This window comes from Chelatococcus reniformis, from assembly GCF_014640075.1.
In the GTDB taxonomy this organism is placed as follows: Bacteria; Pseudomonadota; Alphaproteobacteria; order Rhizobiales; family Beijerinckiaceae; genus Camelimonas; species Camelimonas reniformis.
The window spans coordinates 121,831-146,429 of the sequence record NZ_BMGG01000004.1 but is presented as its reverse complement, the minus strand read 5'-3'; the positions used below and the strand labels follow the sequence as shown (position 1 = coordinate 146,429).

24 protein-coding genes and 1 other RNA gene are annotated in these 24,599 nt (G+C 69.3%); 13 read left to right on the top strand and 12 right to left on the bottom strand.

Annotated features, from left to right (window positions below; all coding sequences use genetic code 11):
• Window positions 1-32: 32 nt before the first annotated feature.
• From IEW34_RS11790 to IEW34_RS11780, 3 genes are all read right to left on the bottom strand, one after another.
• Window positions 33-1,145, bottom strand: a complete 1,113-nt coding sequence (locus tag IEW34_RS11790; protein ID WP_188609388.1) for a DUF1176 domain-containing protein — start codon at window positions 1,143-1,145, stop codon at window positions 33-35.
• A gap of 66 nt (window positions 1,146-1,211) precedes the next feature.
• Window positions 1,212-2,036 carry a TIGR00282 family metallophosphoesterase gene (locus tag IEW34_RS11785; RefSeq protein ID WP_188609387.1) on the bottom strand — a complete coding sequence of 275 codons (825 nt, stop codon included), beginning with the start codon at window positions 2,034-2,036 and terminating at the stop codon, window positions 1,212-1,214.
• Window positions 2,037-2,071: 35 nt separating this feature from the next.
• On the bottom strand, window positions 2,072-2,662 hold the full coding sequence (locus IEW34_RS11780; protein ID WP_188609386.1) for a 5-formyltetrahydrofolate cyclo-ligase: 591 nt from the start codon (window positions 2,660-2,662) through the stop codon (window positions 2,072-2,074).
• Between the two features lie 278 nt (window positions 2,663-2,940).
• Here IEW34_RS11780 and IEW34_RS11775 point away from each other — a divergent pair, with 278 nt between their 5' ends.
• On the top strand, window positions 2,941-3,558 hold the full coding sequence (locus IEW34_RS11775) for an NIPSNAP family protein (protein WP_188609385.1): 618 nt from the start codon (window positions 2,941-2,943) through the stop codon (window positions 3,556-3,558).
• A gap of 37 nt (window positions 3,559-3,595) precedes the next feature.
• Here the strand turns inward: IEW34_RS11775 and ssrS are convergent.
• A non-coding RNA gene (gene ssrS, locus IEW34_RS11770) (6S RNA) lies at window positions 3,596-3,753 on the bottom strand.
• Window positions 3,754-3,851: 98 nt separating this feature from the next.
• On the opposite strand from ssrS, the gene IEW34_RS11765 reads away from it, so the two are divergent.
• Window positions 3,852-4,307 (top strand): cupin domain-containing protein, encoded by a 456-nt coding sequence (locus IEW34_RS11765; RefSeq protein ID WP_244641940.1) that lies wholly within the window; start codon window positions 3,852-3,854, stop codon window positions 4,305-4,307.
• Between the two features lie 29 nt (window positions 4,308-4,336).
• On the opposite strand, the gene IEW34_RS11760 is transcribed toward IEW34_RS11765, so the two are convergent.
• Together IEW34_RS11760 and IEW34_RS11755 are read right to left on the bottom strand one after the other, a co-directional pair.
• Window positions 4,337-4,711 carry a cell division protein ZapA gene (locus tag IEW34_RS11760; RefSeq protein ID WP_188609383.1) on the bottom strand — a complete coding sequence of 125 codons (375 nt, stop codon included), beginning with the start codon at window positions 4,709-4,711 and terminating at the stop codon, window positions 4,337-4,339.
• A 161-nt stretch (window positions 4,712-4,872) separates the two neighbouring features.
• The gene (locus IEW34_RS11755; RefSeq protein ID WP_188609382.1) at window positions 4,873-5,169 is read right to left on the bottom strand and encodes a DUF4164 family protein; all 297 of its coding nucleotides are present in this window, start codon (window positions 5,167-5,169) and stop codon (window positions 4,873-4,875) included.
• Window positions 5,170-5,453: 284 nt separating this feature from the next.
• On the opposite strand from IEW34_RS11755, the gene tkt reads away from it, so the two are divergent.
• From tkt to IEW34_RS11705, 10 genes are all read left to right on the top strand, one after another.
• Entirely contained in the window at window positions 5,454-7,445 is a 1,992-nt protein-coding gene (gene tkt / locus IEW34_RS11750) for a transketolase (protein WP_188609381.1), read from the top strand.
• Between the two features lie 371 nt (window positions 7,446-7,816).
• Window positions 7,817-8,824 (top strand): type I glyceraldehyde-3-phosphate dehydrogenase, encoded by a 1,008-nt coding sequence (gene gap / locus IEW34_RS11745; protein ID WP_188609380.1) that lies wholly within the window; start codon window positions 7,817-7,819, stop codon window positions 8,822-8,824.
• A 165-nt stretch (window positions 8,825-8,989) separates the two neighbouring features.
• Window positions 8,990-9,385 carry a hypothetical protein gene (locus tag IEW34_RS11740; protein WP_244641939.1) on the top strand — a complete coding sequence of 132 codons (396 nt, stop codon included), beginning with the start codon at window positions 8,990-8,992 and terminating at the stop codon, window positions 9,383-9,385.
• Window positions 9,382-10,572: a phosphoglycerate kinase gene (locus IEW34_RS11735; protein ID WP_188609379.1), complete on the top strand. Its 1,191-nt coding sequence runs from the start codon at window positions 9,382-9,384 to the stop codon at window positions 10,570-10,572. Before IEW34_RS11740 ends, IEW34_RS11735 begins: the two co-directional genes overlap by 4 nt.
• A gap of 185 nt (window positions 10,573-10,757) precedes the next feature.
• On the top strand, window positions 10,758-11,783 hold the full coding sequence (locus IEW34_RS11730; protein ID WP_188609378.1) for a class I fructose-bisphosphate aldolase: 1,026 nt from the start codon (window positions 10,758-10,760) through the stop codon (window positions 11,781-11,783).
• Window positions 11,784-11,952: 169 nt separating this feature from the next.
• The gene (locus IEW34_RS11725; protein WP_188609377.1) at window positions 11,953-12,594 is read left to right on the top strand and encodes a thiamine phosphate synthase; all 642 of its coding nucleotides are present in this window, start codon (window positions 11,953-11,955) and stop codon (window positions 12,592-12,594) included.
• Window positions 12,591-13,769: a tetratricopeptide repeat protein gene (locus tag IEW34_RS11720; RefSeq protein ID WP_188609376.1), complete on the top strand. Its 1,179-nt coding sequence runs from the start codon at window positions 12,591-12,593 to the stop codon at window positions 13,767-13,769. Before IEW34_RS11725 ends, IEW34_RS11720 begins: the two co-directional genes overlap by 4 nt.
• Before the next feature lie 230 nt (window positions 13,770-13,999).
• Window positions 14,000-14,791, top strand: coding sequence for an inositol monophosphatase family protein (locus tag IEW34_RS11715; protein ID WP_188609375.1), 792 nt, complete (start codon window positions 14,000-14,002; stop codon window positions 14,789-14,791).
• Window positions 14,792-14,947: 156 nt separating this feature from the next.
• Complete coding sequence (locus IEW34_RS11710; RefSeq protein WP_188609374.1) at window positions 14,948-15,973, top strand: flagellar motor protein MotA; 1,026 nt, start codon at window positions 14,948-14,950, stop codon at window positions 15,971-15,973.
• Window positions 15,973-17,004 carry a peptidoglycan -binding protein gene (locus tag IEW34_RS11705; protein ID WP_188609373.1) on the top strand — a complete coding sequence of 344 codons (1,032 nt, stop codon included), beginning with the start codon at window positions 15,973-15,975 and terminating at the stop codon, window positions 17,002-17,004. Before IEW34_RS11710 ends, IEW34_RS11705 begins: the two co-directional genes overlap by 1 nt.
• A gap of 96 nt (window positions 17,005-17,100) precedes the next feature.
• On the opposite strand, the gene IEW34_RS11700 is transcribed toward IEW34_RS11705, so the two are convergent.
• Window positions 17,101-18,894 (bottom strand): ABC transporter transmembrane domain-containing protein, encoded by a 1,794-nt coding sequence (locus IEW34_RS11700; RefSeq protein WP_188609762.1) that lies wholly within the window; start codon window positions 18,892-18,894, stop codon window positions 17,101-17,103.
• Window positions 18,895-19,266: 372 nt separating this feature from the next.
• On the opposite strand from IEW34_RS11700, the gene rpmE reads away from it, so the two are divergent.
• Window positions 19,267-19,497, top strand: coding sequence for a 50S ribosomal protein L31 (rpmE, locus tag IEW34_RS11695; RefSeq protein WP_188609372.1), 231 nt, complete (start codon window positions 19,267-19,269; stop codon window positions 19,495-19,497).
• A 112-nt stretch (window positions 19,498-19,609) separates the two neighbouring features.
• On the opposite strand, the gene IEW34_RS11690 is transcribed toward rpmE, so the two are convergent.
• From IEW34_RS11690 to rpsA, 5 genes are all read right to left on the bottom strand, one after another.
• Entirely contained in the window at window positions 19,610-20,152 is a 543-nt protein-coding gene (locus IEW34_RS11690) for a DUF1465 family protein (RefSeq protein WP_188609371.1), read from the bottom strand.
• A gap of 506 nt (window positions 20,153-20,658) precedes the next feature.
• Entirely contained in the window at window positions 20,659-20,988 is a 330-nt protein-coding gene (locus IEW34_RS11685; RefSeq protein WP_188609370.1) for a lipopolysaccharide assembly protein LapA domain-containing protein, read from the bottom strand.
• A 19-nt stretch (window positions 20,989-21,007) separates the two neighbouring features.
• Window positions 21,008-21,319, bottom strand: coding sequence for an integration host factor subunit beta (ihfB, locus tag IEW34_RS11680; protein ID WP_188609369.1), 312 nt, complete (start codon window positions 21,317-21,319; stop codon window positions 21,008-21,010).
• Window positions 21,320-21,347: 28 nt separating this feature from the next.
• Complete coding sequence (gene sppA, locus IEW34_RS11675) at window positions 21,348-22,310, bottom strand: signal peptide peptidase SppA (RefSeq protein ID WP_188609368.1); 963 nt, start codon at window positions 22,308-22,310, stop codon at window positions 21,348-21,350.
• A 453-nt stretch (window positions 22,311-22,763) separates the two neighbouring features.
• Window positions 22,764-24,488, bottom strand: a complete 1,725-nt coding sequence (gene rpsA, locus IEW34_RS11670) for a 30S ribosomal protein S1 (protein ID WP_188609367.1) — start codon at window positions 24,486-24,488, stop codon at window positions 22,764-22,766.
• Window positions 24,489-24,599 lie beyond the last annotated feature (111 nt).

Genomic DNA, 24,599 nt, shown 5'->3' with positions numbered 1-24,599 from the left:
GTCGGCGTCGCGGCCGGTCGCGACGAGGCGCGCTATTTTCCCGGAATCGTGGAGCCCCCCAGGCGGTCGAGCGCGCCCGGCGTCGCCGCCGGTGCACCGCCCTCGGCCGCCGCCGGCCAGACGGCGGCCCACGCCTGCGCGTCGGCGGCATCGGGCCTGGTGCAGCCGATCTCCCGCGTCTGGCTCACGAGTTCGAAGCGATCGCCCGCCGGACGCCATTGCGTCTCGACGGCGCAGGTGTAGCCCATGGACTGGCGGCCGACGAGGCGACGGTCGCGCCCATCCCACACCAGGTTCATGCCGCCGATCGCGGCGAGCCGCTTGCCATCGCTGACGAGCTCCAGCCGCTGGTTGATGGCGCGGCCGTCGGGCAGCAGCGTCACCGCCAGCATCGGCTGGTTGGCACCCGGCTCGCCGCACGGCAGCAAGAACAGCTCGGTTCCGCCGCCCAGCGCGATGCGCGCCGCGCCGGCCCCGTCGAAGTTGTCCGGCCGGATGGTCGCGCAAGCTGCGGCCGGCGCGGCGTAGACGGCCTCGACGGCGCGGGGCAACGGGTCCGATCGCAGCAGCGGCGCGGCATGCGGCGCGTCCTGCGCATCGGCTGAGCCGGCCTTCAGCAGGGCGCCGCTGGTAGCCGTCCGCTCCTGGCGCGCATCCATCCATTCAGCCAGGGCGACGAAGCCGGCGAGCGAGAGCGGCTCCGCCCGGCCGGAGCGTCGAATGATCGCCTGCCGGCTGGTGCCCAGCGCCTTCAGCAACTTGGTATCGGCCGCCGCAGGCCGACAGGCCGCCCGGCCGCTGCGGCCCTGCTGACGTACATAGGCGTCGAAGGCGTGGTGGCCCGCAGCGATCTGCTGGGCACCGACCAGCGACGGATCCGCCACCACGGGGTAGGCCTGCCCGTCGATGTCGACGGCAAGCTCGCCCTCCCCGTCGCCGGCGCCGTAGTAGCAGACCAGCGGCTTGGCATCCCACGCCCAGCCGCGCACGATCTCGACCGGGCCCGACGCAATGACGCACAGGCCAGTGCTCATGCAACGGCCGCTCCAGTCGCCGTGCTGCTTGTACAGCGGCGGCTGATCCGCCGCCGCCGCGGCTGACAGCATCAGCAGGGCCGCCGCAAAGGCGGCCGTCCCGATTCGCATGCGTCTTGCTTCCCTTGAACAGTCTTTCGCCGCCGCGCAGAGGCCGTACATATGGCTCGCCGGCGATCAGGGCTCCCAGAAATCGGGCCGAGCCTCGCCGAGGTGCGGGCCGAGCCGGACCGGCGCGATCCGGATGGCGAGGCCGGTCGCGTCGTCCGTCTCGACGGCGACACCGCACAGGGTGGCCTCGCCGCCGGCGGGCTCGAGCCGGCCTCCGGGAGTCTTCTGGAGGAAACGCCGCACCGGCTCCTCCTTGTGCATACCGATGACGCTGTCGTAGTCGCCGCTCATGCCCGCGTCGGAGATGTAGCCGGTGCCGCCGGCGAGGATACGGTGGTCGCCCGTCGGCACATGGGTGTGCGTGCCGACCACGAGTGACACGCGCCCGTCGACGAAATAGCCGAAAGCCTGCTTCTCGCTCGTCGCCTCGGCGTGAAAATCGACCAGGATCGCGTCGCAGGCGTGCCCCAGCGGCGCTGCCGCGAGTTCCCGCTCGGCAGCGGCGAACGGATCGTCCAGCGCCTCCATGAACACGCGCCCCATGAGGTTGACGACCAGCACGCGTGCGCCCTTCTGGGTCTCGACCACGGTAGCGCCACGCCCCGGCGTGCCGCTCGGATAGTTGGCCGGGCGAACCAGGCGCGGCTGGCGATCGGCGAAGACCAGGGCGTCGCGATTGTCGAAGGCGTGGTTGCCCAGCGTGACGGCATCGGCGCCGGCGTTGAGAAGTGCGTCGCAAATGTCCTCGGTGATGCCGAAGCCACCGGCGGAATTCTCGCCGTTGACGACGACGCAATCGAGGTCCCAACGCGCCCGCAGGTCCGGCAGGCGGTTGACGACCACCTGGCGGCCGGCGCGGCCACAGACATCACCGATGAAAAGAAGTCGCATGTCGAGCCCCACGGAAGCCGATCATGCGGCGGCCGTCAAACCGGTCGAGCCGGTGGGCTCACCCATTCGCGCTCGGTGACGATGGCGTCAAGGGGCCGGTCGTGCGCCTCGGTCGGCACCTGCTCCACCTCCTGGGTGGCGAACGCCAGCGCGATGGCCACGACCGGCCCCTCCGCGGCGAGCCGCGCCAGGGCCCTGTCGTAGTGGCCGGCTCCATATCCGAGCCGCCCGCCGCGGCGATCGAAGGCCAGGCACGGCACGAGCAGGATGCGCGGCGAGACGTCGAGCGCCTCCGGCGACGGACCCCTGGTGCCGAAGCCGGCGTCGTGCAGGGGGTCGCCCGCGCCGTAGGCGCGGAACCGCAGGGTGGGGGCGGCGACAACCGGCAGGCAGAGCGCCGCGCCGCGGCTGGCTAGCGCGACCATCAGAGGGCGCGGGTCCACTTCGCTGCGGATGGGCCAATAGCCGGCGACCGGGCCCTCCAGGGCGGCTTGGCCGAGGTGCGGCAGCAGCAGCGCGTTTGCGGCGATGGCCTGGGCGGCGGCCGCCCGAACCGCGGGGAGAAGCGCGTCCCGGCGCGCCAGGCACGCCCGGCGCAGCGCGGCCTTGCCGTCAGCCGCCGACATCGATGTGCTCTGCCCGGCGGCCGGTAGGCGCAGGGTACGGTCCCACCGCTTCGTCCATGATCTCCCCGCGCGCTCCGAATGCCTTGGCTTCTCGTAGCACGGGTTGCGTGCTGGCCGGTGGTCGCGCATGTCAGCGCCTCCGGCCCGATCCGGCGCGGCAGCCTAGTGCATTTCCGCGTTTCTTCGGACCGCCGAAATGCTCTATCTGTTTGATTTGTCGCGTTTTCTTCACGCGACCGGCGTCCACTTCGCTCGAAAACGCTCTAAAGGGTCAGCCCATGCCCCAGTTCTACGAACTCACGACGCTGTCGTGCCCGGTGGTATCGGTGTCCAGGGCGTCGGACGGCGTACAGGCCTTTCTGAGCACGCCGGATGCGAGGGGCGCGTTGCTCGGGTGCTGGCGAACCGACATCGGCACGCTCGGGCGCCTGCTGATTCTGCGTGCCTTCGCCAGCCAGGAGGATCTGGTGGCCGAGCGGCGACGGGCCCTGCTCGACGCCGACCCGTTCAACGCCGGCGATGCGGTGACGGCCATGGAGATGGACACCTACCTGCCGTTTCCGTTCCTGCCGCCCGTCGAGCCGGGGGCCTACGGCCGCGTCTACGAATTTCGCACCTATAAGCTGAGGCCGGGCGGGCTGGCGCCGACGCTGGCCGGCTGGGAGGCGGCCATGCCGGCCCGGGCGGCGCGGTCGCGTCTCGTCGTCGCTATGTATGCGCTCGACGGCACGCCACGCATCACCCACATCTGGCCGTACGCCGGGCTCGACGAGCGCTCGGCCGTGCGCGCCAAGGCCACCGCCGACGGCATCTGGCCGCCGCCCGGCGCTCCCGAACAGGTGCTGGAGGCGAGCTCCGCCATCGCGGTGCCGGAGCCCTATTCGCCCCTGGCGTGACGGTGGCGAGCCGCCACGCGGGAATGGATGAGAACGGTGCGGAGCCGCGAAAGCCGTTGGAGGATCGATCCCGGGAAACCTACAACGTAGGTGGGCGCCGTGTGCCCAAGTCCACGGACAAGGACAGGTACAGCTCCCGTTCGGATCGATAAGGCCCCGGGGATATGTGTCTCCTGACGCGCCCCACAGCCCCGCCCACCTAACCTAAGGTGGTTCCGGGCGGAATGCTAGATGCGCGCCGCGCCAACCTTGAGCGTGGCCGGCGGCGACACGACGACGTCGGGAGGATGCCTGTGCGGGTAGCAGTGTTCGGCTTGGCCGCTCTGGTGGCGCTTGGTGCCGCCAGGGCGGAGGCTCCACTCAATTCCGGGGGCGCGGCCCCGGCGGCGGTGTCGGTCGCGCCCGTCTTCCGCTCAGATCGGACCGCCGCGGACCAGCCGATCCGGCTGCCCGGCGGTGACGTCGAAGTCGTCGTCTCCCGCTACACCATTCCGCCGGGAGCCAAGCTGCCGGTCCACAAGCACCCCCACCCCCGCTACGCCTATGTCGAAGCCGGCACGCTGCGCGTCTCATCGGCCGACGGCGCGCGCAGCACCCTGTACCGGCCGGGCGATTTCATCGTCGAAATGGTCGACACATGGCATTTCGGCGCGGCCGAGGGCGCGGAGGCCGTCAAGCTCCTGGTCATCGACCAGATCCCGCCCGGCGCCGGCGCTACCGTTCTGCGATCCACGGACAAGGCGCAGTAGACCCGGTCTGGCGCCGCGGCGCGGCGCCCTCAGCCGGCGTTGGAGGGCGCGGGATTAAGCGCGCGCGCCAGCCGCTCGATCCGCTCGGCGACGTGGATGAGGGTTTCCGCCGCCTGCGCCTCGACGAGGTCGGTCCGCTCGTCCCCCGCCGTCAGCGCTTGCCGCAGCGCCCGCATCTCGTGCTCGACATCGAGCAGGCGCTTCTGCGCTTCTTCCAGTTCGTCGAGGGCCATCAGCGCGGCCATCACCTGGAGCCGCATGTCGCCGATCGGGCCGAACGACTCCTGCAAGGCGGCGATGCGCCGGTCGAAGTCCGCCGCAAGGCCTTCGAGGTGTTTCTCCTCCCCGTCCTCGCAGGCCATGCGATAGACCTTGCCGGCGATCGTCACCGATACGTGCGCCATGGCTTGGGGCCCCCAACTGGTTGTCTGGCGGGCACCGCATCCGGCCGGAGCGGTGCTCCCGACCGGGCGGCAGACGCGGCAACGCCTATCCGCCGATCCGAGTGCCTCGACTCGATCGTATTTTAGGACCGGGCGGCGGCCCGATCCAGAACGCCCCCGTGCTAATCCCCATCGTTGCGGAGGGCGACGGAGGCGGTTTCCGCGTCGAGGACCGCCTGCACCGCCGCCATGGCGAGTTCGAGCCTGCGACCGACGTCCGCCGTCGTCGCCTCCATGCGATCGAGCTTGGCGATCGTGCCGTCCAGGTCGACCGCCAGGCGCGCCCGGTCGTCCTGCATCAGCGACAGCTCGGTCTCCAGATCGCCGCTGCGGCGGTCCGCCTCCTCGCGGCGCGCCGCGGCCGCTTCCAGCGCGGTCAGAGCGGCATCGAGCCGCTTCAGTGCCTCGTTGAGGTTCATGGAGCCCCGCTGCACGCACCCCTGGTGGATCGAACCTGTCTGGTCCTTTTCATGACTATCCCGGCTCGCCGGGTGCGCCACCACAGGATTACCGCATATGCGGGTGCTCTTGAAACCCGCCGGACACGAAATCTTGAGCCGGCTCGCCGGCGATCCGGCGCTATCTGACGCCACTTGCTCGACAATTTGACTCACTAAGCTCAACTGCTATCAACCCCGGGCGCGTCCGGGCTCGACCCGAAGCCGGATCCGGATACCCCAAACCCGACGCAGGCGGACCTCCGATGACCAATCTCGTTGAACACCGTCACCTCGCGAACGCAATTCGTGCCCTCGCGATGGATGCTGTCGAGAAGGCCAATTCCGGTCACCCCGGCTTGCCCATGGGGGCGGCGGATATCGCCACTGTCCTGTTCACGCGCTTCCTGAAGTACGATGCGGCGCAGCCGCATTGGCCCGACCGCGACCGCTTCGTGCTGTCGGCCGGCCACGGTTCGATGCTGCTCTACGCCCTGCTCTACCTGAACGGCTACGAGGGCATGACGCTCGCCGAGATCGAGCGCTTCCGCCAGCTCCACTCCAAGACACCCGGCCATCCCGAGAATTTCATGACCACCGGCGTGGAGACGACCACCGGTCCCTTGGGGCAAGGCATCGCCACGTCCATCGGCATGGCGCTGGCGGAGCGCATGCTGGCGGCCGAATACGGCGACGACCTCGTGAACCACTACACCTATGTGCTGGCCTCTGACGGCGACCTGATGGAAGGCGTCAGCCAGGAGGCGATCGCGCTCGGCGGCCACCTCAAGCTCGGCAAGCTCATCGTCTTCCACGACGACAACGGCATCTCCATCGACGGCCCGCTGACGCTGTCCGACTCGGTCGATCAGGTGAAGCGCTTCGAGGCGGCGGGGTGGCATGCGGTGCGCGTCGACGGTCACGACCCCGATGCCATCGCCCAGGCCATCACCAACGCCCAGCAGGAGACCGGCCGGCCGTCGCTCATTGCCTGCAAGACGGTGATCGGCTTCGGCGCCCCCCACAAGCAGGGCACCTCCAAGGCGCACGGTGAGGCGCTGGGAGCCGACGAGTTGAAGGCCGCCAAGGAGCATCTCGGCTGGCCCTACGGGTCCTTCGAGATCCCCGCCGAGATCCTCGAGACGTGGCGCCGCTTCGGCGGTCGCGGCAGCCCGGCGCGGGAGGCCTGGCAGACGCGCTTCGATCAGGCGCCCGAGGCGCAGCGCAGCGAATTTACCCGCCGCATCGAGCACAAGCTGCCCCAGGGCCTGGACACGGCCATCGATGGGCTCAAGCGGCACCTGGTCGCCGAGCCACAAACGGTGGCGACGCGCAAGGCCAGCGAGATCGCGCTGGAGGTGCTGACGGTCGCGGTGCCCGAACTGATTCTAGGCTCCGCCGACCTGACGCCGTCCAACAACACCAAGACCAAGAATCTGATCGAGATCGCACCGGGTTCCTTCGGCGGCCGCTACATCCACTACGGCATCCGCGAGCACGGCATGTCGGCGGCGATGAACGGCATCACCCTGCACGGCGGCTTCCGGCCGGCGGGCGGCACCTTCTTCGTCTTCACCGACTATGCTCGGCCGGCGATCCGCATCTCGGCGCTCGCGCATATCCCGGTCATCTACATCATGACCCACGATTCGATCGGGCTCGGCGAAGATGGGCCGACCCACCAGCCCGTGGAGCACCTGGCGGCGCTGCGCGCCATGCCCAACCTGCACGTCTATCGCCCCGCCGACACGGTTGAGACCGCCGAGTGCTGGCAGCTCTCGCTGGAGCGCACCACGGGCCCCAGCATACTGGTGCTGTCGCGCCAGAATCTGACGCCCGTGCGCACCACCCACGTCCGCGAGAACCTCTGCGCCGCGGGCGCCTATGAGCTGTCGCCCGCCGACGGCGAGGCCGTCGCCACGCTGTTCGCCACCGGTTCCGAGGTGGGCCTCGCCATCCAGGCGCAGGAGTTGCTGAAGCAGCAGGGCATCGCGGCGCGCGTCGTGTCGGTGCCTTCGCTCGACCTGTTCCTCGAGCAGCCGGAGGACGTGCGCCGGGCGGTGATCGGCACGGCCAAGATCCGGGTCGCGGTGGAGGCGGCGGTGCGCTTCGGCTGGGATGCGGTGATCGGCGAGAACGGCGGCTTCGTGGGCATGTCGAGCTTCGGCGCCAGCGGGCCCTACAAGGATGTTTACAAGAACTTCGGCATCACGGCGGAGGCGGTCGTCGAGCAGGTCGTCAAACGCCACAACGCATGACGCATCGGCCGCGGCCGCCGCGGGCATGGCGGCGGGGCCGCCGCCCGGCGGACGGGCGGCAAGCCGTCGCTGATGTGCGATCGAGCATGGCGCTCCACGGCAATCCATGCTTAGGAGCGCAACGAGGGACGGCGGGCCGCCGGCGTCATCGGCGCCTGGGCGGCGTTCCTCCATCGGCCACACCGTTGGTGCCCGGATCGCCGCGATCCCGGGGCATGGTGGTCGAAGCAGCGGCGGCCGGTCCGACGGTGTCGGAGCGCGCCGTCAGGGCACACAACCAGGAGCGGTCGCCTGTCGCGCCGCGCGGTTGAACAGCAACACCCGGCTCCAGAACGTGGCGCCGGCGCTGAACGGGACGAGGAGAGAGGGTCATGACGGTTCGCGTTGCCATCAACGGCTTTGGGCGCATCGGGCGTAACGTGCTGCGCGCCATCGCCGAATCGGGCCGCACGGACATCGAAGTGGTCGCCATCAACGATCTCGGCCCCGTGGAGACCAACGCCCATCTGCTGCGCTTCGACAGCGTGCACGGCCGCTTCCCGAACGAGGTCAAGGTCGAGGGCGACAGCATCGTCGTCGACGGCCGCGCCATCCGGGTGACCGCCATCAAGGATCCGGCGGCGCTGCCGCACAAGGAACTCGGCGTCGACATCGCACTCGAATGCACCGGCATCTTCACCGCCAGGGACAAGGCCAAGGCGCATCTCGACGCCGGCGCCAAGCGGGTGCTGGTCTCGGCGCCGGCCGACGGCGCCGACCTCACGGTGGTCTACGGCGTTAACCACGACAAGCTGAAGGGAGAGCACCTGGTCGTCTCGAACGCCTCGTGCACGACCAACTGCCTGGCCCCGGTCGCCAAGGTGCTGAACGACGCGGTCGGCATCGAAAAAGGTTTCATGACGACGGTCCACTCCTACACCAATGACCAGCCGTCGCTGGACCAGATGCACAAGGACCTCTACCGCGCCCGCGCCGCCGCGCTGTCGATGATCCCGACCTCGACCGGCGCCGCCAAGGCTGTCGGCCTGGTCCTGCCTGAGCTCAACGGCAAGCTCGACGGCACCTCCATCCGCGTGCCGACGCCCAACGTCTCGGTGATCGATTTCAAGTTCGTGGCGCGCAAGGCCACGTCGAAGGAGGAGATCAACGAGGCGATCACGCGCGCCGCCGGCCAGCAGCTCAAGGGCGTCCTCGCCTTCACCGATCAGCCGAACGTGTCGATCGACTTCAACCACCATCCGGCCTCGTCGATCTTCCACCTCGACCAGACCAAGGTGCTCGACGGCACCCTGGTGCGTGTCATGTCCTGGTACGACAACGAATGGGGATTCTCCAATCGCATGGCGGATACCGCCGTCGCCATGGCCAAGCTGATCTGAGCTGCCGTAACGGTGCCCGCGCAGCCGCGCGGGCACCGCGACCGGAGCATTCGCCATCCCGGGTGCGGCATCCGGATCGCGGTGCTCCAGCTCTTTGCATCTGGAGCGCCGTCCGTCGTGCCGGGGATCAGCCCGGCGGGGCGCGCTCTAGCCCAGGAGTAGAGCATGAGCGACGAACCGAGTTCCCGCATCGAACCGACCTGGCCTGCCGGAGCCGTTCGCACCCCGCCCGCGACCTCTCCGTCCCCGCTGTCGGAATCCATTCCGGCCGACAAACTGCTGCACGATCAACTCGCACGCATCGAGGACAAGGTCGCCCGGGTCGAGGAGAAGTTCGCCCGCTCTGAAGCGCTGCTGCTGCGTGTGGAAGACCGGGTCGAGCACACCACCGGGGTCACCGGCGGCCTTGCCCGGCAGGACGAATTGGATCGCCTCGCCGTGCGCGTCGGCCGCCTGCCGGGCTTCGGCGCCCTGATCGCCACCGCCATCATCGCGGCGGTGCTGGCAGCGATCTTCGTCGTGCTGGCACAGCGCTTCGGCATTCCGGGATTGACCCCATGAGTTTTCGCACGCTCGACGATGCCGCTCCGGCCGGCCAGCGCATACTCCTGCGCGTCGACCTCAACGTGCCGATGGAGCACGGCCGCATCACCGACGCCACGCGCATCGAGCGCATCCTGCCCACCGTCCGTGAGATCGCGAAGGGCGGCGGCAAGGTCATCCTGCTCGCCCACTTCGGCCGGCCCAAGGGCCGCGACGCCAAGGACAGCCTGAAGCCGGTCGCGCCGGAGCTGTCGCGGCTGCTGGGCCAGCCCGTCGCCTTCGCCGACGACTGCATCGGCGAGCCGGCGGCGCGCCAGATCGCGGCAATGGCCGACGGTGACGTGCTGCTGCTCGAGAACACTCGCTTCCATGCCGGCGAGGAGAAGAACGACCCGGACTTCGTCAAGGCCCTGGCGGCCAACGGCGACATCTACGTCAACGACGCCTTCTCCGCCGCCCACCGGGCCCATGCCTCGACCGAAGGCCTCGCCCGGGTGCTGCCGGCCTATGCCGGCCGGGCCATGCAGGCGGAGCTGGAAGCGTTGTCGAAGGCGCTCGAGCAGCCCGTCCGGCCGATCGTCGCGGTGGTCGGCGGCGCCAAGGTGTCGAGCAAGATCGATCTCCTGGAGAACCTCGTCGCCAAGGTCGACGCGCTGGTGATCGGCGGCGGCATGGCCAACACTTTCCTTTACGCCCAGGGCCTCGCGGTCGGAAAATCGCTGTGCGAGAAGGACCTCGCCGACACCGCCCGACGCATCATGACCAAGGCCCAGGAGACCAACTGCGCCATCGTGCTGCCCGTCGATGCCGAGGTGGCCGACCGGTTCGCCGCCGATGCCACCCATCACGCCTACGGGGTGGATGGCATCCCGGCCGACGGCATGATCCTCGACGTTGGCGCGCTCTCCATCGATCGCATCCGGTCAGTCATCGACGATGCCGCGACCCTGGTCTGGAATGGCCCCCTCGGCGCCTTCGAGATCAAGCCGTTCGACCGCGGCACCGTCGAGGCGGCGCGCCATGCCGCCGAGCGGACGCGTGCCAAGAAGCTGCTGTCGGTGGCCGGCGGCGGCGACACGGTCGCCGCGCTCAACCATGCCGGTGTCGCCGACGACTTCAGCTACGTCTCGACCGCCGGCGGCGCTTTCCTCGAATGGCTCGAGGGCAAGGCGCTGCCGGGCGTCGAGGCGCTGCGCAAGGCCTGACGACCGGCGGCCCGAGCCGCGGCGGCCGCTGGCGCGCGCTGGCGGCCCCCGGGAGCGGCGGAGGGACGGCTTCTCGAATGAGCCGCCCTCTTTGGCTATGATTTCGGCGCGGTCTTCCCCCAGAGCGGCAGCCGTCCTTGGGGGTTCCGCGCCCCGTGCTATCCAGGTCCAGACGGGAGGTTGATGTGCAGCTCGATGAACTGAACAAGATTGCCGAGGCGATGGTCGCGCCCGGCAGGGGCATCCTCGCGGCGGATGAGAGCTCATCCACCATCGCCAAGCGTTTCGACGCCATCGGCGTTCCGTCCACGGCCGACACGCGGCGGGACTATCGCGAGTTCATGTTCCGCACCACGGACGCGATGACGAACAACATCTCGGGCGTCATCCTGTTCGACGAAACCATCCGCCAGCAGGCCAAGGACGGCACGCCGCTGGTCAAGCTGATCGAGCAGGCGGGGTCGATCCCGGGCATCAAGGTCGATGCCGGCGCCAAGCCCCTGCCCTTCTCCCCGGGCGAGACGGTGACCGAGGGCCTCGACGGCCTGCGCGAGCGCCTGAACGAGTACCACAAGCTGGGCGCGCGCTTCGCCAAATGGCGTGCCGTGATCGACATCGGCACCGGCATCCCGAGCTACAACTGCATCAGCGCCAACGCCCAGGCCCTGGCGCGCTATGCCGCCCTGTGCCAGGAGGCCGGCATCGTCCCGATCGTCGAGCCGGAAGTGCTGATGGACGGCGGTCACGACATCGGCCGCTGCGCCGAAGTCACCGAGTGGACGCTGAAGGAGGTCTTTCAGCAGCTCTTCTACGCGCGCGTCGCGCTCGAGGGCATCGTGCTCAAGCCGAACATGATCGTGCCGGGCAAGAAGTCGCCCAAGCAGGCATCAGCCGAGGAGGTGGCGCAGGCGACCATCGCCGTGCTGAAGCGTTGCGTGCCGGCGGCCGTGCCGGGCATCGCCTACCTGTCCGGGGGGCAGAGCGACGTGGAGGCGACGGCCCATCTCGACGCCATGAACCGCATCGGCGGCTTCCCGTGGAAGATGACTTTCAGCTATGGTCGCGCCCTCCAGGCGGCGCCGCAGAAGGCCTGGTCGGGCAAGCCGGAAAACGTTCCGGCGGGCCAGAAGGCGTTTGCTCACCGCGCGCTGATGAACGGGCTTGCCTCGAAGGGCGAGTGGACCCGGGCGCTGGAGAGCCAGGCCGCGTGAGCCAGGCCGACCGGACGCGATCGTCCGGTCGCTCGTCCTCGCGTGGTCTTCGCGCCTCGGGCGCCGCTCCAGCGCGCGGCGCCCATTTTTGGGCATCTTGCTCGCGCAGAAGCGAGCCGTGGGACGGCCTCTGGTGGGCCATCCCGTCGCTGTAACATCCTGTTGAGCCATGGCCGAGCCAGCCCGCCTCTATCTCATGACACCGACCATCGCCGACGCGCAGGCCTTTGCGCCGCTGCTGGCGCAGGTGTGCGCGTCCGGCAACGTGGCGGCGGTCCTGATCGATCTGCCGCGCGACGACGAGCGCAGCACCATCAATCGCATCAAGTGCCTGGCGCCGATCGTTCAGGAGCGTGGCGCGGCGCTGCTGGTCACGGCCAGCCCCCAGGCGGCCGTTCGCGGCGGCGCCGACGGCGTGCATCTGAGCGGCGCCGATCCGGCGACCTTGCGGGACGCCACCGGGACGCTCCAGCCCGATCGCATCGTCGGCGTCGGCGCCCTCTCGCTGCGCCACGACGCCATGGTGGCCGGTGAGGTTGACGTCGATTACGTGATGTTCGGCGAACCGCGCGCCGACGGCTTCGTGCCCGACGTGGAAGCCACGGTGGAGCGCGCCGCCTGGTGGGCGGAGCTGTTCGCCGTGCCGTGCGTCGCCTACGCCGCGCAGCTCGACGCCGTGCCGCTGCTCGCCTCGACCGGGGCCGAGTTCGTGGCCCTTGGCGATGCCGTGTTCAACGCGCCCGAGGGCCCCGCCGCGGCCGTCGCCCGGGCCTGCGATCTGTTGGCTGGCGCGGAGACCGTCCTCCGATGACGACGGTTCGCCGCCGCCGACCGGTCCTCGCCATCGGCTTGCCGCTTCTGCTCGCCGTCGGCGCCGCGCCATCGGCCGCGCCCGCCCAGGCGCCGGGACCCTCGGCGCCGATGCCGCTCCCGGTACCGACCCTGCCGCCGGACGGCAGCGTCTTCGGCAAGCCCACCCTGCAGCCCGGCATGCCGGGCTCGCCGATCTTCACGCTGCCACGGCCAACTGACCGCGCGCCCTCGGAGGCGGAGCGCCGGGGGGCCGTGCGCGGACCGATCCTGCCCAATTCCTACGACGTGAAGCCCGAGGCGGGGCAACCGCCAGCCGGCGAGGACACGCTGGACGCCGCCTATGGCGCCTACCAACGAGGCTACTTCGCCACGGCTTTGCAGGAAGCGCAGCGCCGGCTGACGCGCGACTCCGGCGACAGCGCCGCCATGACGCTGCTGGGCGAGCTCTATAGTCAGGGCCTCGGGGTGCCGGAGGACCTCGCCAAGGCGGCCGTCTGGTACGAGCGCGCCGAAGCTGCCGGCAGCGCCAACGCCGCCTTTGCGCTGGCCATGATGAAGTTGCAGGGCCGCGGGGTGCCCAAGGACGAGCCCGGCGGCCTGGCGCTGCTGGAGAAGGCTGCGGCCGCGCGTCAGCCCGCCGCCTGCTACAATCTGGCGCTGGTCAAGCTTGCCCAACCCGGCGATGCCGGGACGCCGGAGGCGGTGCTGCTGCTGCGCATCGCCGCCGAGGCGGAGGTCGCCGAGGCCCAGTATGTGCTGGCGACGCTCTACCGGAAGGGGACCGGGGTTCCCCGCAACGATGCCGAAGCGACGGCCCTGCTGGCGAAGGCTGCCGCCAACCGCTTCGTCGCCGCCGAGGTGGAATACGCCATCGCGCTGTTCAACGGCGTCGGCGCCGAGAAGGACGAGGCGGCCGCCGCCAGGCTGTTCCAGCGCGCCGCCGGCCAGGGCAACGCCATCGCCCAGAATCGTCTGGCGCGCCTTCTCGTCACCGGCCGCGGCGTCCCGCGCGACCTGGCGGAGGCCGGCGGCTGGCACATGCTCGCGGCTGGACAGGGCCTCACGGACCCCTGGCTCGACGAGGCACTGAAGGGGCTGAGCGCCGAGGAGCGCAAGCAGGCCGACGCGCTGGCGGCCCGCCACCGGGCGGAGCTGGTCGGCGAGACGCCTTGACGGCGCCCCACGCTGCGATGCACATGAACGGCGGCTCTCCCCGCTTCGCATCGGCCTGCAGCGGCGCGCGACACCCCTCGTCGGCGGCAACCGCGCGACGCGCGGCACGCTGGAGTGGACTCCCCGGATCGGGGAGAGACGCTCCAGGATCAAAGCGTTGAAGAACGACTATCCGCCAAGATGAGCGCTTCCGATCCGATGGACATGCTCGAGCGCGCAAAGGTTGCCCGATGATCCGTTCGCCGCTGATGACCGTGATGACCGATGCCGTTGCCAAGGCGGCACGCTCGCTGAAGCGCGACTTCGGCGAGGTTGAGCAGCTTCAGGTCTCGCGCAAGGGCCCCGGCGACTTCGTCTCGGCCGCCGACCGCAAGACCGAGAACATCCTGCGCGGCGCCCTCGAGAAGGCGCGGCCCGGCTATGGCTTCGTGCTGGAGGAAGGCGGCATCGTCGACGGCACCGATACCTCGCACCGCTGGCATATCGACCCGCTCGACGGCACCACCAACTTCCTGCACGGGCTGCCGCACTTCTGCATCTCCGTCGGCCTGGAGCGCGAAGGCATCCCGGTGGCGGGCGTGGTCTACGACCCGATCAAGGACGAGTGGTTCATCGCCGAACGGGGCAAGGGCGCTTTCGTCAACAACAGGCGGCTTCGGGTCGCCGCCCGCAACACGCTCGACCAGGCCATCGTATTGTGCGGCATTCCCCACATCGGTCGTCCCGATCACGAGCGCTTCCTGCGCGAGCTGTCGGTCATGATGGTCAATTTTGCCGGCATACGTCGCCAGGGGGCGGCGGCACTCGACCTCTGCTATGTCGCGGCCGGCCGCGCCGACGCGTATTGGGAGCGCAATCTCAAGTCCTGGGACCTGATGGCGGGGCTTTGCATCCTGCGGGAGGCCGGCGGGATGGCGAGCGAAGCGGACGGCGGCGATGATCCGGCCGGACACGGCAGCGTCGCCTGCGGCAACGAGCACATGCATCGGGAATTGCTGCGGCTGATCAGATCGGCCGCCTGACAGGCGGCGCACGAGGCCGGCACGAGTTAGCGGACACGAGTTAGCGGACACCTGGGCTTGACCCGGGCGGCGGCCCGCCCGGAGAGTGGCGAAGATCTTTGGGGTTCAACCGCGCGCCGACCGGCACAGCGCGCGCCAACCGACGCGAGGCCGCCGATGGCTGAGGCCGATCCGCTGCATCTCACCTCCCCGCGCATCCACCTGGTGCGCATGGCGGTGTTCCTGATCCTCGTCGGCTTTCTCGCCTTCATCCTGTACCAGCCGATCTGGACCGCATTCCTCAACAATCCGGGGCTCAACGGGCTCATCGGCCTGGTGCTGCTGATCGGCATCGTCATCGCCATCAGCCAGGTGGCGCGCCTGTTCGGCGCGGTGAGCTGGGTCAATGCGACGACGTCCGCCGACCTGCTGCGCGGGCGCCTGCCGGAGGCTCCGCCCCCGCCGCTCCTCGCCCCGATGGCCGCGCGGCTCGGTGCCGGGCGCGCCGTCAGCACGCCGGTCATGCGGTCCGTCCTCGATGCCATTGCGCTGAGGCTCGACGAAAACCGCGAGATCGTGCGTTACCTCGCCGGCCTTCTTGTGTTCCTCGGTCTGCTCGGTACCTTCTGGGGCCTGCTGGAAACGGTGAGCTCCGTCGGCACCGTGATCCGCTCCATGCGCACCGGGGGAGAGGCCGCCGCGCTCTTCGACGAACTCAAGAGTGGCCTGGCAGCCCCGCTCGCCGGCATGGGCATCTCGTTTTCGTCGTCGCTGTTCGGCCTGGCCGGATCGCTGATCCTGGGCTTCCTCGACCTGCAGCTGGGGCAGGCGCAGACGCGCTTCTATACGGGCCTCGAGGACGGACTAGCCGCCCGCGTCAACGACGAGGTGCCGGTGATCAGCGCCGGCGACGACGCCTCGCCGGCGCTGACGGCGGCGATCGAGCGACTCAACCAGAATTTTGCGGGAATGTCGGCCGGCGACGGCCATCGCGGCCAGGCCCAGGCGGTGGCCAGCCTCGCCGACGGCATTCGTGATCTCGTCCAGCACATGCGCCAGGAACAGCAGTTGATCCGCGATTGGGTGGAAGCGCAGGCCGACCAGCAGCGCGCGATCCAGGCCGCGCTGGAGCGGCTGGCGGGAGGTGAGCCGGACGAGCCGCTGAAGGCCAAGCCGCGCCGCCGCGCCGAGGAGCTGGGCTGATGGCGCTGGCGCGCCATCGCCACGCCGACCGCGGGCTCAATTATTGGCCGGGCTTCGTCGATGCTCTGTCGACCCTGGTGCTCGCCGTCGTGTTCATGCTGTCCGTCTTCGTGATGGTGCAGTTCTTCCTGAGCCAGGAGATCAGCGGCAAGGACACGGCGCTGCAGCGCCTGAACCGGCAGATCGCCGAGCTCAACGACCTCCTCGCCCTGGAGCGATCAGGCAAGAAGAACCTGGAGGACAGCCTGGCGATGCTGCAATCCTCGCTGAAGGCGGCCGAGGGTGATCGCGATCGTCTTCAGGGCCTGATGGCGTCGGGCGCCGCCCAGGACGCGGCGGCCACGGCGCGGACCGGCCAGCTCACCGCCGATCTGGACAAGCAGAGACAGATCTCCGACCAGGCCCTGGCGCAGGTGGAGATCCTCAACCAGCAGATGGCGGGGCTGCGCCGCCAGCTCGCCGCCCTGGAGGAGGCGCTGGCCGCCTCCGAGGCCCGCGACAAGGAGAGCCAGGCCCGCATCGCCGATCTCGGCAGCCGCCTCAACGTGGCGCTGGCGCAGAAGGTGCAGGAACTCGCCCGCTACCGCTCGGACTTCTTCGGCCGGCTGCGGCAGATCCTGGGCAACAGGGCGGACATCCGCGTTGTCGGGGACCGTTTCGTCCTCCAGTCGGAGGTGCTGTTCGACACCGGTGCCGCGACGCTGCGACCGCAGGGCAATGCGGAACTCGACAAGGTCGCCGACGCGATCCTCGACATTGCCAAGGAAATCCCGCCGGACATCCCCTGGGTGCTCAGGGTGGACGGCCACACGGACAAGCGTCCGCTCTCGGGCACCGGCGAGTTCAAGTCGAACTGGGCGCTCTCGGCGGCCCGCGCCATCTCGGTGGTGCAGTATCTGGCATCCAGAGGCGTGCCGCCGCAGCGGCTGCTGGCCGCCGGCTTCGGCGAATACCAGCCGGTCGATCTCGCCAGCACGGACGAGGCCTTGGCTCGCAACCGCCGCATCGAGCTCAAGCTCACGGAACGGTGAGGGTCCCGCAGCCTTCGCCAGGCTCCGCGGGGGCCTCGCTCAACGCCGCGCGGCTTGTCACGCGTTCCCATGAGCCAAGCACGGCGGCGCTTGGGATCACTCCGCCGCCCGCACCGTCATGTCGCCGAACTGGAGGCGCGCCAGGCGCTGATAGAGCCCGCCTGCCCGCGCCAGCTGGCCGTGCGTGCCCTCCTCGACGACGCGGCCTTCGTCCATGACCAGGATCCGGTCGGCCGACAGCACCGTCGCGAGGCGGTGGGCCACAACCAGCGTGGTGCGACCCCGCATCAGACGGTCGAGGGCCGCCTGCACCAGTTGCTCACTCTCGGCGTCGAGGGCGGACGTCGCTTCGTCGAGCAGCAGGATCGGCGCATCCATGAGCACCGCCCTGGCGATGGCGATGCGCTGGCGCTGGCCGCCGGAGAGGGTGACACCGCGCTCGCCGAGCGGCGTCTCATAGCCCTGGGGCAGCGCCCGGATGAAGGCGTCGGCGGCGGCGAACTCCGCCGCGCGCGTCACCTCGGCGTCGCCGGCCTCCGGCCGACCGTAGCGGATGTTGTCGGCAACGCTGGTGCCGAATACGACCGGATCCTGTGCGACGAGTGCGAAGCGCCGCCGCAGCGCTTCCGGATCGGCTCGGGCCGCCTCGACACCGTCCACCCGCACCACGCCGGCCTGGGGATCGTAGAAGCGCAGCGCCAGCTGAAAGACCGTGCTCTTGCCCGCTCCCGACGGGCCGACGATCGCGACGCGCTCGCCCGCGGCGATCGCAAAGCTCACGCCCCGGAGCGCCGGAGCCGCGCGGCGGGAAGGATAGGCGAACGCGACATTCTCGAAGGCGAGCGTGGCCAGCGGCGGCTCCGGCAGGGCCACCGGCGCGGCGGGCGCCACGATGGCCGGCTTCGTGGCCAGGAGATCGCCGAGCCGGCCCGCCGCCCCTGCCGCCTGCACCACCTCGGTCCATACCTGCGAGAGCTCGCCGAGCGCACTGGCCGCAAGCACGGCATAGAGCAGGAATTGGGACAGCCGGCCGGCAGTCATGGTGCCGCTCAGCACGTCGTGGGCGCCGTACCACAGCACGCCGACGACGCTGGCGCTGATCAGGAACATGGCAAAGCCGGTGAGGAGGGCGCGCGCCCCGGTCGACAGCCGGGCGGCCGTGTACGCCTCTTCCGAAGCCGCTTCGAAGCGGCCCGCCGTCGCCGTCTCGGCGCCGAAGGCCTGCATGGTGCGCGAGGCGCCGATGGCCTCGACCGCATAGGCCGAGGCGTCGGCCAGCCGGTCCTGCGCGGCGCGCGAGCGGCGGCTGACGCCGCGGCCCGAGGCCACAAGCGGCAGTACGATGATCGGGATGGCGATCAGTACCATCAGCGACAGCTTGGGGCTGGTGACCACCATCAACCCGACGCCGCCCAGGAACAGGAACAGATTGCGCAACGCCAATGAGGCGCTGGCACCGAAGGAGGCCTTGATCTGTGTGGTGTCGGCGGTGAGCCGCGAGACGATCTCGCCGCTCTTGACGCTGTCGAAGAACGAGGGATCGAGACGCGTCAGATGGCGGAACACGGCGCTGCGCACGTCCGCCACGACGCGCTCACCCAGGGTGATGACGAGGTAGTAGCGGGCGGCGCTGGCCAGCGACAGGACCAGGGCGACGGCGCCGAGCGCCAGGAAATAGACGTTCACCAGCCCGCCGCTGTCGGGCGAGAAGCCAAGATCGATCAGGCGGCGGATGGCAATGGGCAGCGTGAGCGTGGCGGCGGCGGCCACCGTGAGCGCCACCAGGGCCGCGGCCATGCGGCCGCGGTAGCGCATGGCGAAAGGCAGCATCGCCCGCAGGGCGTCAAAGTTGGGCCGCTTGCGTGAAGGCCCGTCGGATCGCTGCTGCATGTCCTGCGCGTCGGCGCCGGTGCCGCTGTCGGTCATCTCACGCATCTCAATCCAATCGGCCCCGAAGCACTCTAACTTCCACTAGCTTGGAGCATGTCCCGATCACATCGTTCCATCTGATCGGGACATGCTCGATCGCGCGGGCCTGCCTAATTGCAGAAGCGCGCTGCAGCTCTTTTGACTTGGAGCATCTCTATCCGATCGGACGGCCGCGTCTGACTGTGACATGCTCTCGCGCTCCCGGCGCGCCGGCGAAATGCGCTCTCCCCTTGGCCTTGTCATGTCCGGACCGCTGCGCTATAGGGTCGCGACTTCGGACATTGCCAATTGTGATGCGCCGGCCTCGTTTGGGCTGAGCGCGAGGATGCTGCCATGAAGCCGGACACGCACCCGGATTACCACCTGATCAAGGTCGTCATGACCGACGGCACCGAGTATATGACGCGCTCGACCTACGGCAAGGAGGGCGACACGCTGACCCTCGACATCGACGCCAGGACCCATCCGGCCTGGACCGGCGGGTCGCAGACGCTTCTCGACCGCGGCGGCCGGGTCTCGCGCTTCGCCAATAAGTTCGGCGGCCTGAGCTTCGCCAAGAAGTAACGGCCGGGGGCGGCCATCGCCCCCTGCCGCCGGCAGCCCAGAGCGCTTGCCGATTGGGTGGATCCACCCGATCGGCAAGCGCTCTCGATTCAAGGGCCCGGGGGCGTGCCGTTCAGGGCTTGTCCCGCAGCGATGCCGGCCGGCTGCCGAACGCCGCCTTGAGCAGCGTAAGGTCTCGCCGCACCGGGGACGGCCGCGGCGCATCCGGCATTTCGCTCGCGTCGATGTGGAGCATGCGGATCTCCAGGCGGGCGGCAACAGCAATCAGATCGGTCAGGTAGTCGGGCAGCAGCGCCAGGGTCTCGTCCGGGGGCGGCGGCTCGGCGTAGCTCTCGCTCTTGCGACGCTGCTGCTCCGCCTCGACCTCTGTCATATCGCCGTCGGCAACCGCGCGGCGGATGAGCAGCCACGACATGAGGCGCATGAGGCGCGTCGACAGCCGCGTGCTTTCCTGGGCGAAGGTGAGCGCGGCAATGCCCCGCAGGCCGGCCGAATCGACCCGGCCGGGGCCGTCCAGATAGGCCGCCGTCTTTTCGACCAGCTGGGTCGCCTCCGCGAACAGAAGATTGAAGGCGTTGCTGCTGGCGAAGCGGGCGGCGAACGAGATCGGGTCAGCAGAATCCTCGCTCGGCAAACGTCGTGCGCTTTCGCTCATGGCCCCCAAGCTCCACAGCATCTTCGGATCGCCGCGACTGTAGCGAAGCGCCGAGCGAGCGAAAGCTTTACCCTTCGTTAAGCCTAACGGTGCCGCCCCGGTTCTTCGACGCTCGGATCCAGCGCCTCCAGTCCCGGTGGACCAGCGCATTTCGCAATTGGATGAACTCATCCCATGCACGGAAATGCTCCTAGAGCGTTTTCGAGCGAAGTGGACGCCGCATCGGTGAGATCAGGTGATCCTTGATCGGGCGCTGCGCGAGCGGGCATGGCCGCGGCGCCAAGGCACGCGCGCCGCGGGAGCGGCCCAAAAAAGAAGCCGCCCCGTGGGCGGCTTCGAAGTGCTAACAACAGGGAGGCGTCAACAGAGTGGACAGAACCACTCGACATCCAGCGAAACTGGATGACGCCAGTAATAGCTTGGAAACCCTAAGGGCCGGTTAACAGGAAGGCCTGCTCCCGCGCGAGTTGCAAGCGCCGGGGCTCGCACCGTCGCGGCAGCTCGCCTTACGGCCGCCCGAGCGCTGGCGCGCGGGCCGCCAGCGCCGACTTCAGCCGCTCGGTCTCGCCCTTCAGCCGCTCGGCTTCGCGCCGGTTGAGGCGGGCTGCGCGCCGATGCCGCCCCTGCACCAGCCACGAGGCGAGGCCGCCGACCAGGACGCCGAGCAGCAGCGCCGCGAACATGACCACGAACAGCGGCAGCTGGATCCCGAGGGCCGGCGCGTCCGGCGTGAACGGATCCAGCGAGACCAGCACCGGTGTGCGATTGGCGATAGCCAGCAACACGATGACGATCGCCAGCGGCAGCAGCACCAGCAGTCGAAGCAGCGTCTTCAAGGCGTCGTCTCCGCGGGCGTCAGGCTTCGGCCGCGACACGCCCCTTGATGGGGGCGGCATTGAGGCGTTGGCGCATCTCTTTGCCGGTCTTGAAGACCGGCACCGCCTTGCGCGACACGTCTACAGTTTCGCCGGTGCGGGGGTTCCGCCCGGTGCGGGCATCGCGTGTCTTGACCGAAAAGGCACCGAATCCGCGCAGCTCGACCCGGTCACCGCGGGCGAGAGCCCGTGTGATCTCGTCTAGGATGGCGTTGACGATGTTCTCGACGTCGCGCTGGTAGAGATGCGGGTTGTGCTCAGCGATACGCTGGACGAGCTCCGATTTGATCATCGTCGATCCGTATCCCTTTGATCAATCGTCACTTTTCAGAGGGACCGTGCCAGAGCGCGAGCATCCCGTCAAGCCGCGAGGCATCGATCGCGAGTTCGCTGCGCGCGAGCGTATTGGCGAGATCACCAAAGCCCAGCACCGCGGCGATATGGCTCGCATAGGTCAGCACGTCGAATCGGCTGCCGGATCGGGCTCGCCACTCTCGGACCGGAAGGTCCTTGGCGACGCCCCGGTTCGCCTCGAGCCAGGCGACGGCATCGCGCTCGCCACCCATCTGGTCGATCAGCTTCAGAGCGAGAGCCTGATGGCCGGTGAAGACGCGCCCGTCCGCGACGGCCGCCAGTTGCGCGTCATCGTAATGCCGGCGCTGCCGCACCAGGCCCTTGAACCAATCGTAGGAATCCGAGACCACGCTGGCGAGGGCGGCACGCGCCTCCGGCGACGTCGGCTCGAAGCCGTTCGGCGCGGCCTTGAGCGGGCTCGACTTCACCTCTTCCATCTTGACGCCGACGATGTCGAGCAGCCTGGCGAAGTTGGGGAACTGGACGAGGACGCCGATGGAGCCGACGAGCGCCGTGTGGCGCGCAAAGATGCGGTCCGTGCCCATGGCGGCAATGTAGGCGCCGGACGCGCCGATGGAGTCGATCGCCGCGACGGTGGGCTTCTGCGCCGACAGCCGCCGCAGCGCATCGTAGATCGCCTCCGACCCGGTGGTGGTGCCGCCGGGGCTGTCGACCACCACGAGCACCGCCTTGGCGGCGGCGCTCTCGCCCACGCGCTTCAGCAACTCGATGGTCTTGCGATCGCCGGTGATCAGGCCCGAGACGTGCACGCGCGCGACATGGGCGGTGCCGGGGATATCGTCACCGGCGGCCCAGAAGCTTCCGACCACGATCGCCGCGAGCACCGCGAGCAAGGCTACGATCCGCCAGCCGCTCAGTCGCCGCCTCAGCGAGCGGCGTTCGGCCAACTGCTCCGCATCCGTCGCCATAGATGTCTCCATCCTCAGTGCGTTACCGGCTCTCGACCTGCATGAACGAACGAGCGAGGTTCATGCCGCCTGCCGCGACGCCTGTCATCCGAAATCGTATGGAGACGTTTGCGGCAATCGCAGGGACGCCGAACGGGCGCGCCGGGCGCGCCGCCCCGGCGATTGGCCGAGCTAGAGCTCGGACCGTGCCGGGGGCAGAACGGGCGGATCGCCTGAGAGGATGGCGGCCTCCAGGAGGTCGAGTCGGTCCTGGCCCCAGAACGGCTCGCCCCCGGGCTGAAGCACGGCCCGCCGGGGACGCCGCCGCCGTCGCTCCCAACGCGACATGGCCGCTGCGCCGGTCCCGGCGATATTGCGCTTCACCGCGTCCACAACGACGAACGGCCGGGCGTGGGAGCGCCCGGCCGTCGCAAATCGTCGGTGGCGCCGGGCCTAAAGGGCCCGGCCGTCGCGTCACTTCTTCTCGTTCGCCTTGCGCAAAGCGGCGCCGAGGATGTCGCCGAGCGAGGCGCCGGAGTCGGTCGAGCCGTAGGCGGCGATCGCCTCCTTCTCCTCGGCCATTTCCAGCGCCTTGATCGAGAGCTGGATGCGACGCGCCTTGCGGTCGAACTGGACGACGCGGGCGTCGACCTTCTCGCCCGGGGCAAAACGCTCCGGCCGCTGGTCGGCACGCTCACGAGCGAGCTCGGCGCGCTTGATGAACGAGGTCAGGTCGCTGTCGACCAGCTTCACCTCGAGACCGCCGTCCTTCACCTCGAGCACCTCGCAGGTGACCACCTGGCCGCGGCGCAGTTCGCCCGCCTCGATGAAGGGATCGCCGGCGAGTTGCTTGATGCCGAGCGAGATGCGCTCTTTCTCCACGTCGACGTCGAGGACCTGGGCGCGCACGAGGTCGCCCTTCTTGAACTCCTCGATGACCTGCTCGCCGGGACGGTTCCAGTCCAGGTCCGACAGGTGCACCATGCCGTCGACGTCGCCGTCGAGGCCGATGAACAGGCCGAACTCGGTCTTGTTCTTGACCTCGCCCTCGACCTCGGAGCCGATCGGGTGCTGCTCGGCGAAGCCTTCCCAGGGGTTCTGCAGGGTCTGCTTGAGGCCGAGCGAGATGCGGCGCTTGACCGGATCGACCTCGAGGATCTGCACGTCGACCTCCTGGCTCGTCGAGACGATCTTGCCAGGGTGGACGTTCTTCTTGGTCCAGCTCATCTCCGAGACGTGAATCAGGCCTTCGATGCCCGGCTCCAGCTCGACGAAAGCGCCGTAGTCGGTGATGTTGGTGACGCGGCCGGTCAGGCGCGAGTTCACCGGATAGCGCTCGGCGATGCCCTCCCACGGGTCGGCGAGCAATTGCTTGATGCCGAGCGAGATGCGGTGCGTCTCGTGGTTGATCTTGATGATCTTGACCTGAACGCTCTGGCCGATGTTGACCACCTCGCTCGGGTGGTTGACGCGGCGCCATGCCATGTCGGTGACATGGAGCAGGCCGTCGATGCCGCCGAGGTCGACGAACGCACCGTATTCGGTGATGTTCTTGACCACGCCGTCGATGACCTGGCCCTCTTCCAGATTGGCGACGAGCTCGGAGCGGGCCTCGGCGCGCGTCTCCTCCAGCACCGTGCGGCGGGAGACGACGATGTTGCCGCGGCGCCGGTCCATCTTGAGGATCTGGAACGGCTGCGGCACGCCCATCAGCGGGGTGACGTCGCGGACGGGGCGGATGTCCACCTGCGAGCGCGGCAGGAAGGCCACGGCACCGTCGAGGTCGACGGTGTAGCCGCCCTTGACCTGGTTGAAGATGACGCCCGTCACCTTCTCGTTGCTCTCGAAGGCGCGCTCGAGCTTGACCCAGCTCTCCTCGCGGCGCGCCTTGTCGCGGCTGATGACCGCTTCGCCGAGCGCGTTCTCGATGCGCTCCAGATAGACCTCGACCTCGTCGCCGACGTTCAGCGCCTGGTCACGGCCGGGGCCGATGAATTCCTTGAGAGCGACGCGCCCTTCGGTCTTCAGACCGATGTCGATGACGGCGACGTCCTTTTCGATGGCGACGACGGTGCCGCGAATGACGGAGCCTTCGTGGGCTTCCGAACGGCCGAACGACTCTTCGAGCAGCGCGGCGAAATCTTCACGCGACGGGACGTGGTCGCTGTGGGCGCGGTTGGTGGATGGGACAGCGGACATTCAAACTCCTGGGATCCCGCGGGATCCATGCGCCGACGGCTGGTGTTGCGATACGCCCCCGACCCGCGGTGCCCGCCCCGGAGGGGGTCGGAGCAACTGCCCGCAAATTGC

Excerpts from the sequence above, each read along its gene's own strand:
- IEW34_RS11760 (WP_188609383.1), bottom strand. The coding sequence starts at position 4,711 with ATGGCGCACGTATCGGTGACGATCGCCGGCAAGGTCTATCGCATGGCC.
- IEW34_RS11735 (WP_188609379.1), top strand. The coding sequence starts at position 9,382 with ATGAGTTTTCGCACGCTCGACGATGCCGCTCCGGCCGGCCAGCGCATA.
- IEW34_RS11690 (WP_188609371.1), bottom strand. The coding sequence starts at position 20,152 with ATGAGCGAAAGCGCACGACGTTTGCCGAGCGAGGATTCTGCTGACCCG.
- IEW34_RS11740 (WP_244641939.1), top strand. The coding sequence starts at position 8,990 with ATGAGCGACGAACCGAGTTCCCGCATCGAACCGACCTGGCCTGCCGGA.
- ihfB (WP_188609369.1), bottom strand. The coding sequence starts at position 21,319 with ATGATCAAATCGGAGCTCGTCCAGCGTATCGCTGAGCACAACCCGCAT.
- IEW34_RS11775 (WP_188609385.1), top strand. The coding sequence starts at position 2,941 with ATGCCCCAGTTCTACGAACTCACGACGCTGTCGTGCCCGGTGGTATCG.
- IEW34_RS11780 (WP_188609386.1), bottom strand. The coding sequence starts at position 2,662 with ATGTCGGCGGCTGACGGCAAGGCCGCGCTGCGCCGGGCGTGCCTGGCG.
- IEW34_RS11700 (WP_188609762.1), bottom strand. The coding sequence starts at position 18,894 with ATGCAGCAGCGATCCGACGGGCCTTCACGCAAGCGGCCCAACTTTGAC.
- IEW34_RS11715 (WP_188609375.1), top strand. The coding sequence starts at position 14,000 with ATGATCCGTTCGCCGCTGATGACCGTGATGACCGATGCCGTTGCCAAG.
- IEW34_RS11755 (WP_188609382.1), bottom strand. The coding sequence starts at position 5,169 with ATGAACCTCAACGAGGCACTGAAGCGGCTCGATGCCGCTCTGACCGCG.
- tkt (WP_188609381.1), top strand. The coding sequence starts at position 5,454 with ATGACCAATCTCGTTGAACACCGTCACCTCGCGAACGCAATTCGTGCC.
- IEW34_RS11720 (WP_188609376.1), top strand. The coding sequence starts at position 12,591 with ATGACGACGGTTCGCCGCCGCCGACCGGTCCTCGCCATCGGCTTGCCG.
- gap (WP_188609380.1), top strand. The coding sequence starts at position 7,817 with ATGACGGTTCGCGTTGCCATCAACGGCTTTGGGCGCATCGGGCGTAAC.
- IEW34_RS11705 (WP_188609373.1), top strand. The coding sequence starts at position 15,973 with ATGGCGCTGGCGCGCCATCGCCACGCCGACCGCGGGCTCAATTATTGG.
- sppA (WP_188609368.1), bottom strand. The coding sequence starts at position 22,310 with ATGGCGACGGATGCGGAGCAGTTGGCCGAACGCCGCTCGCTGAGGCGG.
- rpmE (WP_188609372.1), top strand. The coding sequence starts at position 19,267 with ATGAAGCCGGACACGCACCCGGATTACCACCTGATCAAGGTCGTCATG.
- IEW34_RS11725 (WP_188609377.1), top strand. The coding sequence starts at position 11,953 with ATGGCCGAGCCAGCCCGCCTCTATCTCATGACACCGACCATCGCCGAC.
- IEW34_RS11710 (WP_188609374.1), top strand. The coding sequence starts at position 14,948 with ATGGCTGAGGCCGATCCGCTGCATCTCACCTCCCCGCGCATCCACCTG.
- IEW34_RS11790 (WP_188609388.1), bottom strand. The coding sequence starts at position 1,145 with ATGCGAATCGGGACGGCCGCCTTTGCGGCGGCCCTGCTGATGCTGTCA.
- rpsA (WP_188609367.1), bottom strand. The coding sequence starts at position 24,488 with ATGTCCGCTGTCCCATCCACCAACCGCGCCCACAGCGACCACGTCCCG.
- IEW34_RS11785 (WP_188609387.1), bottom strand. The coding sequence starts at position 2,036 with ATGCGACTTCTTTTCATCGGTGATGTCTGTGGCCGCGCCGGCCGCCAG.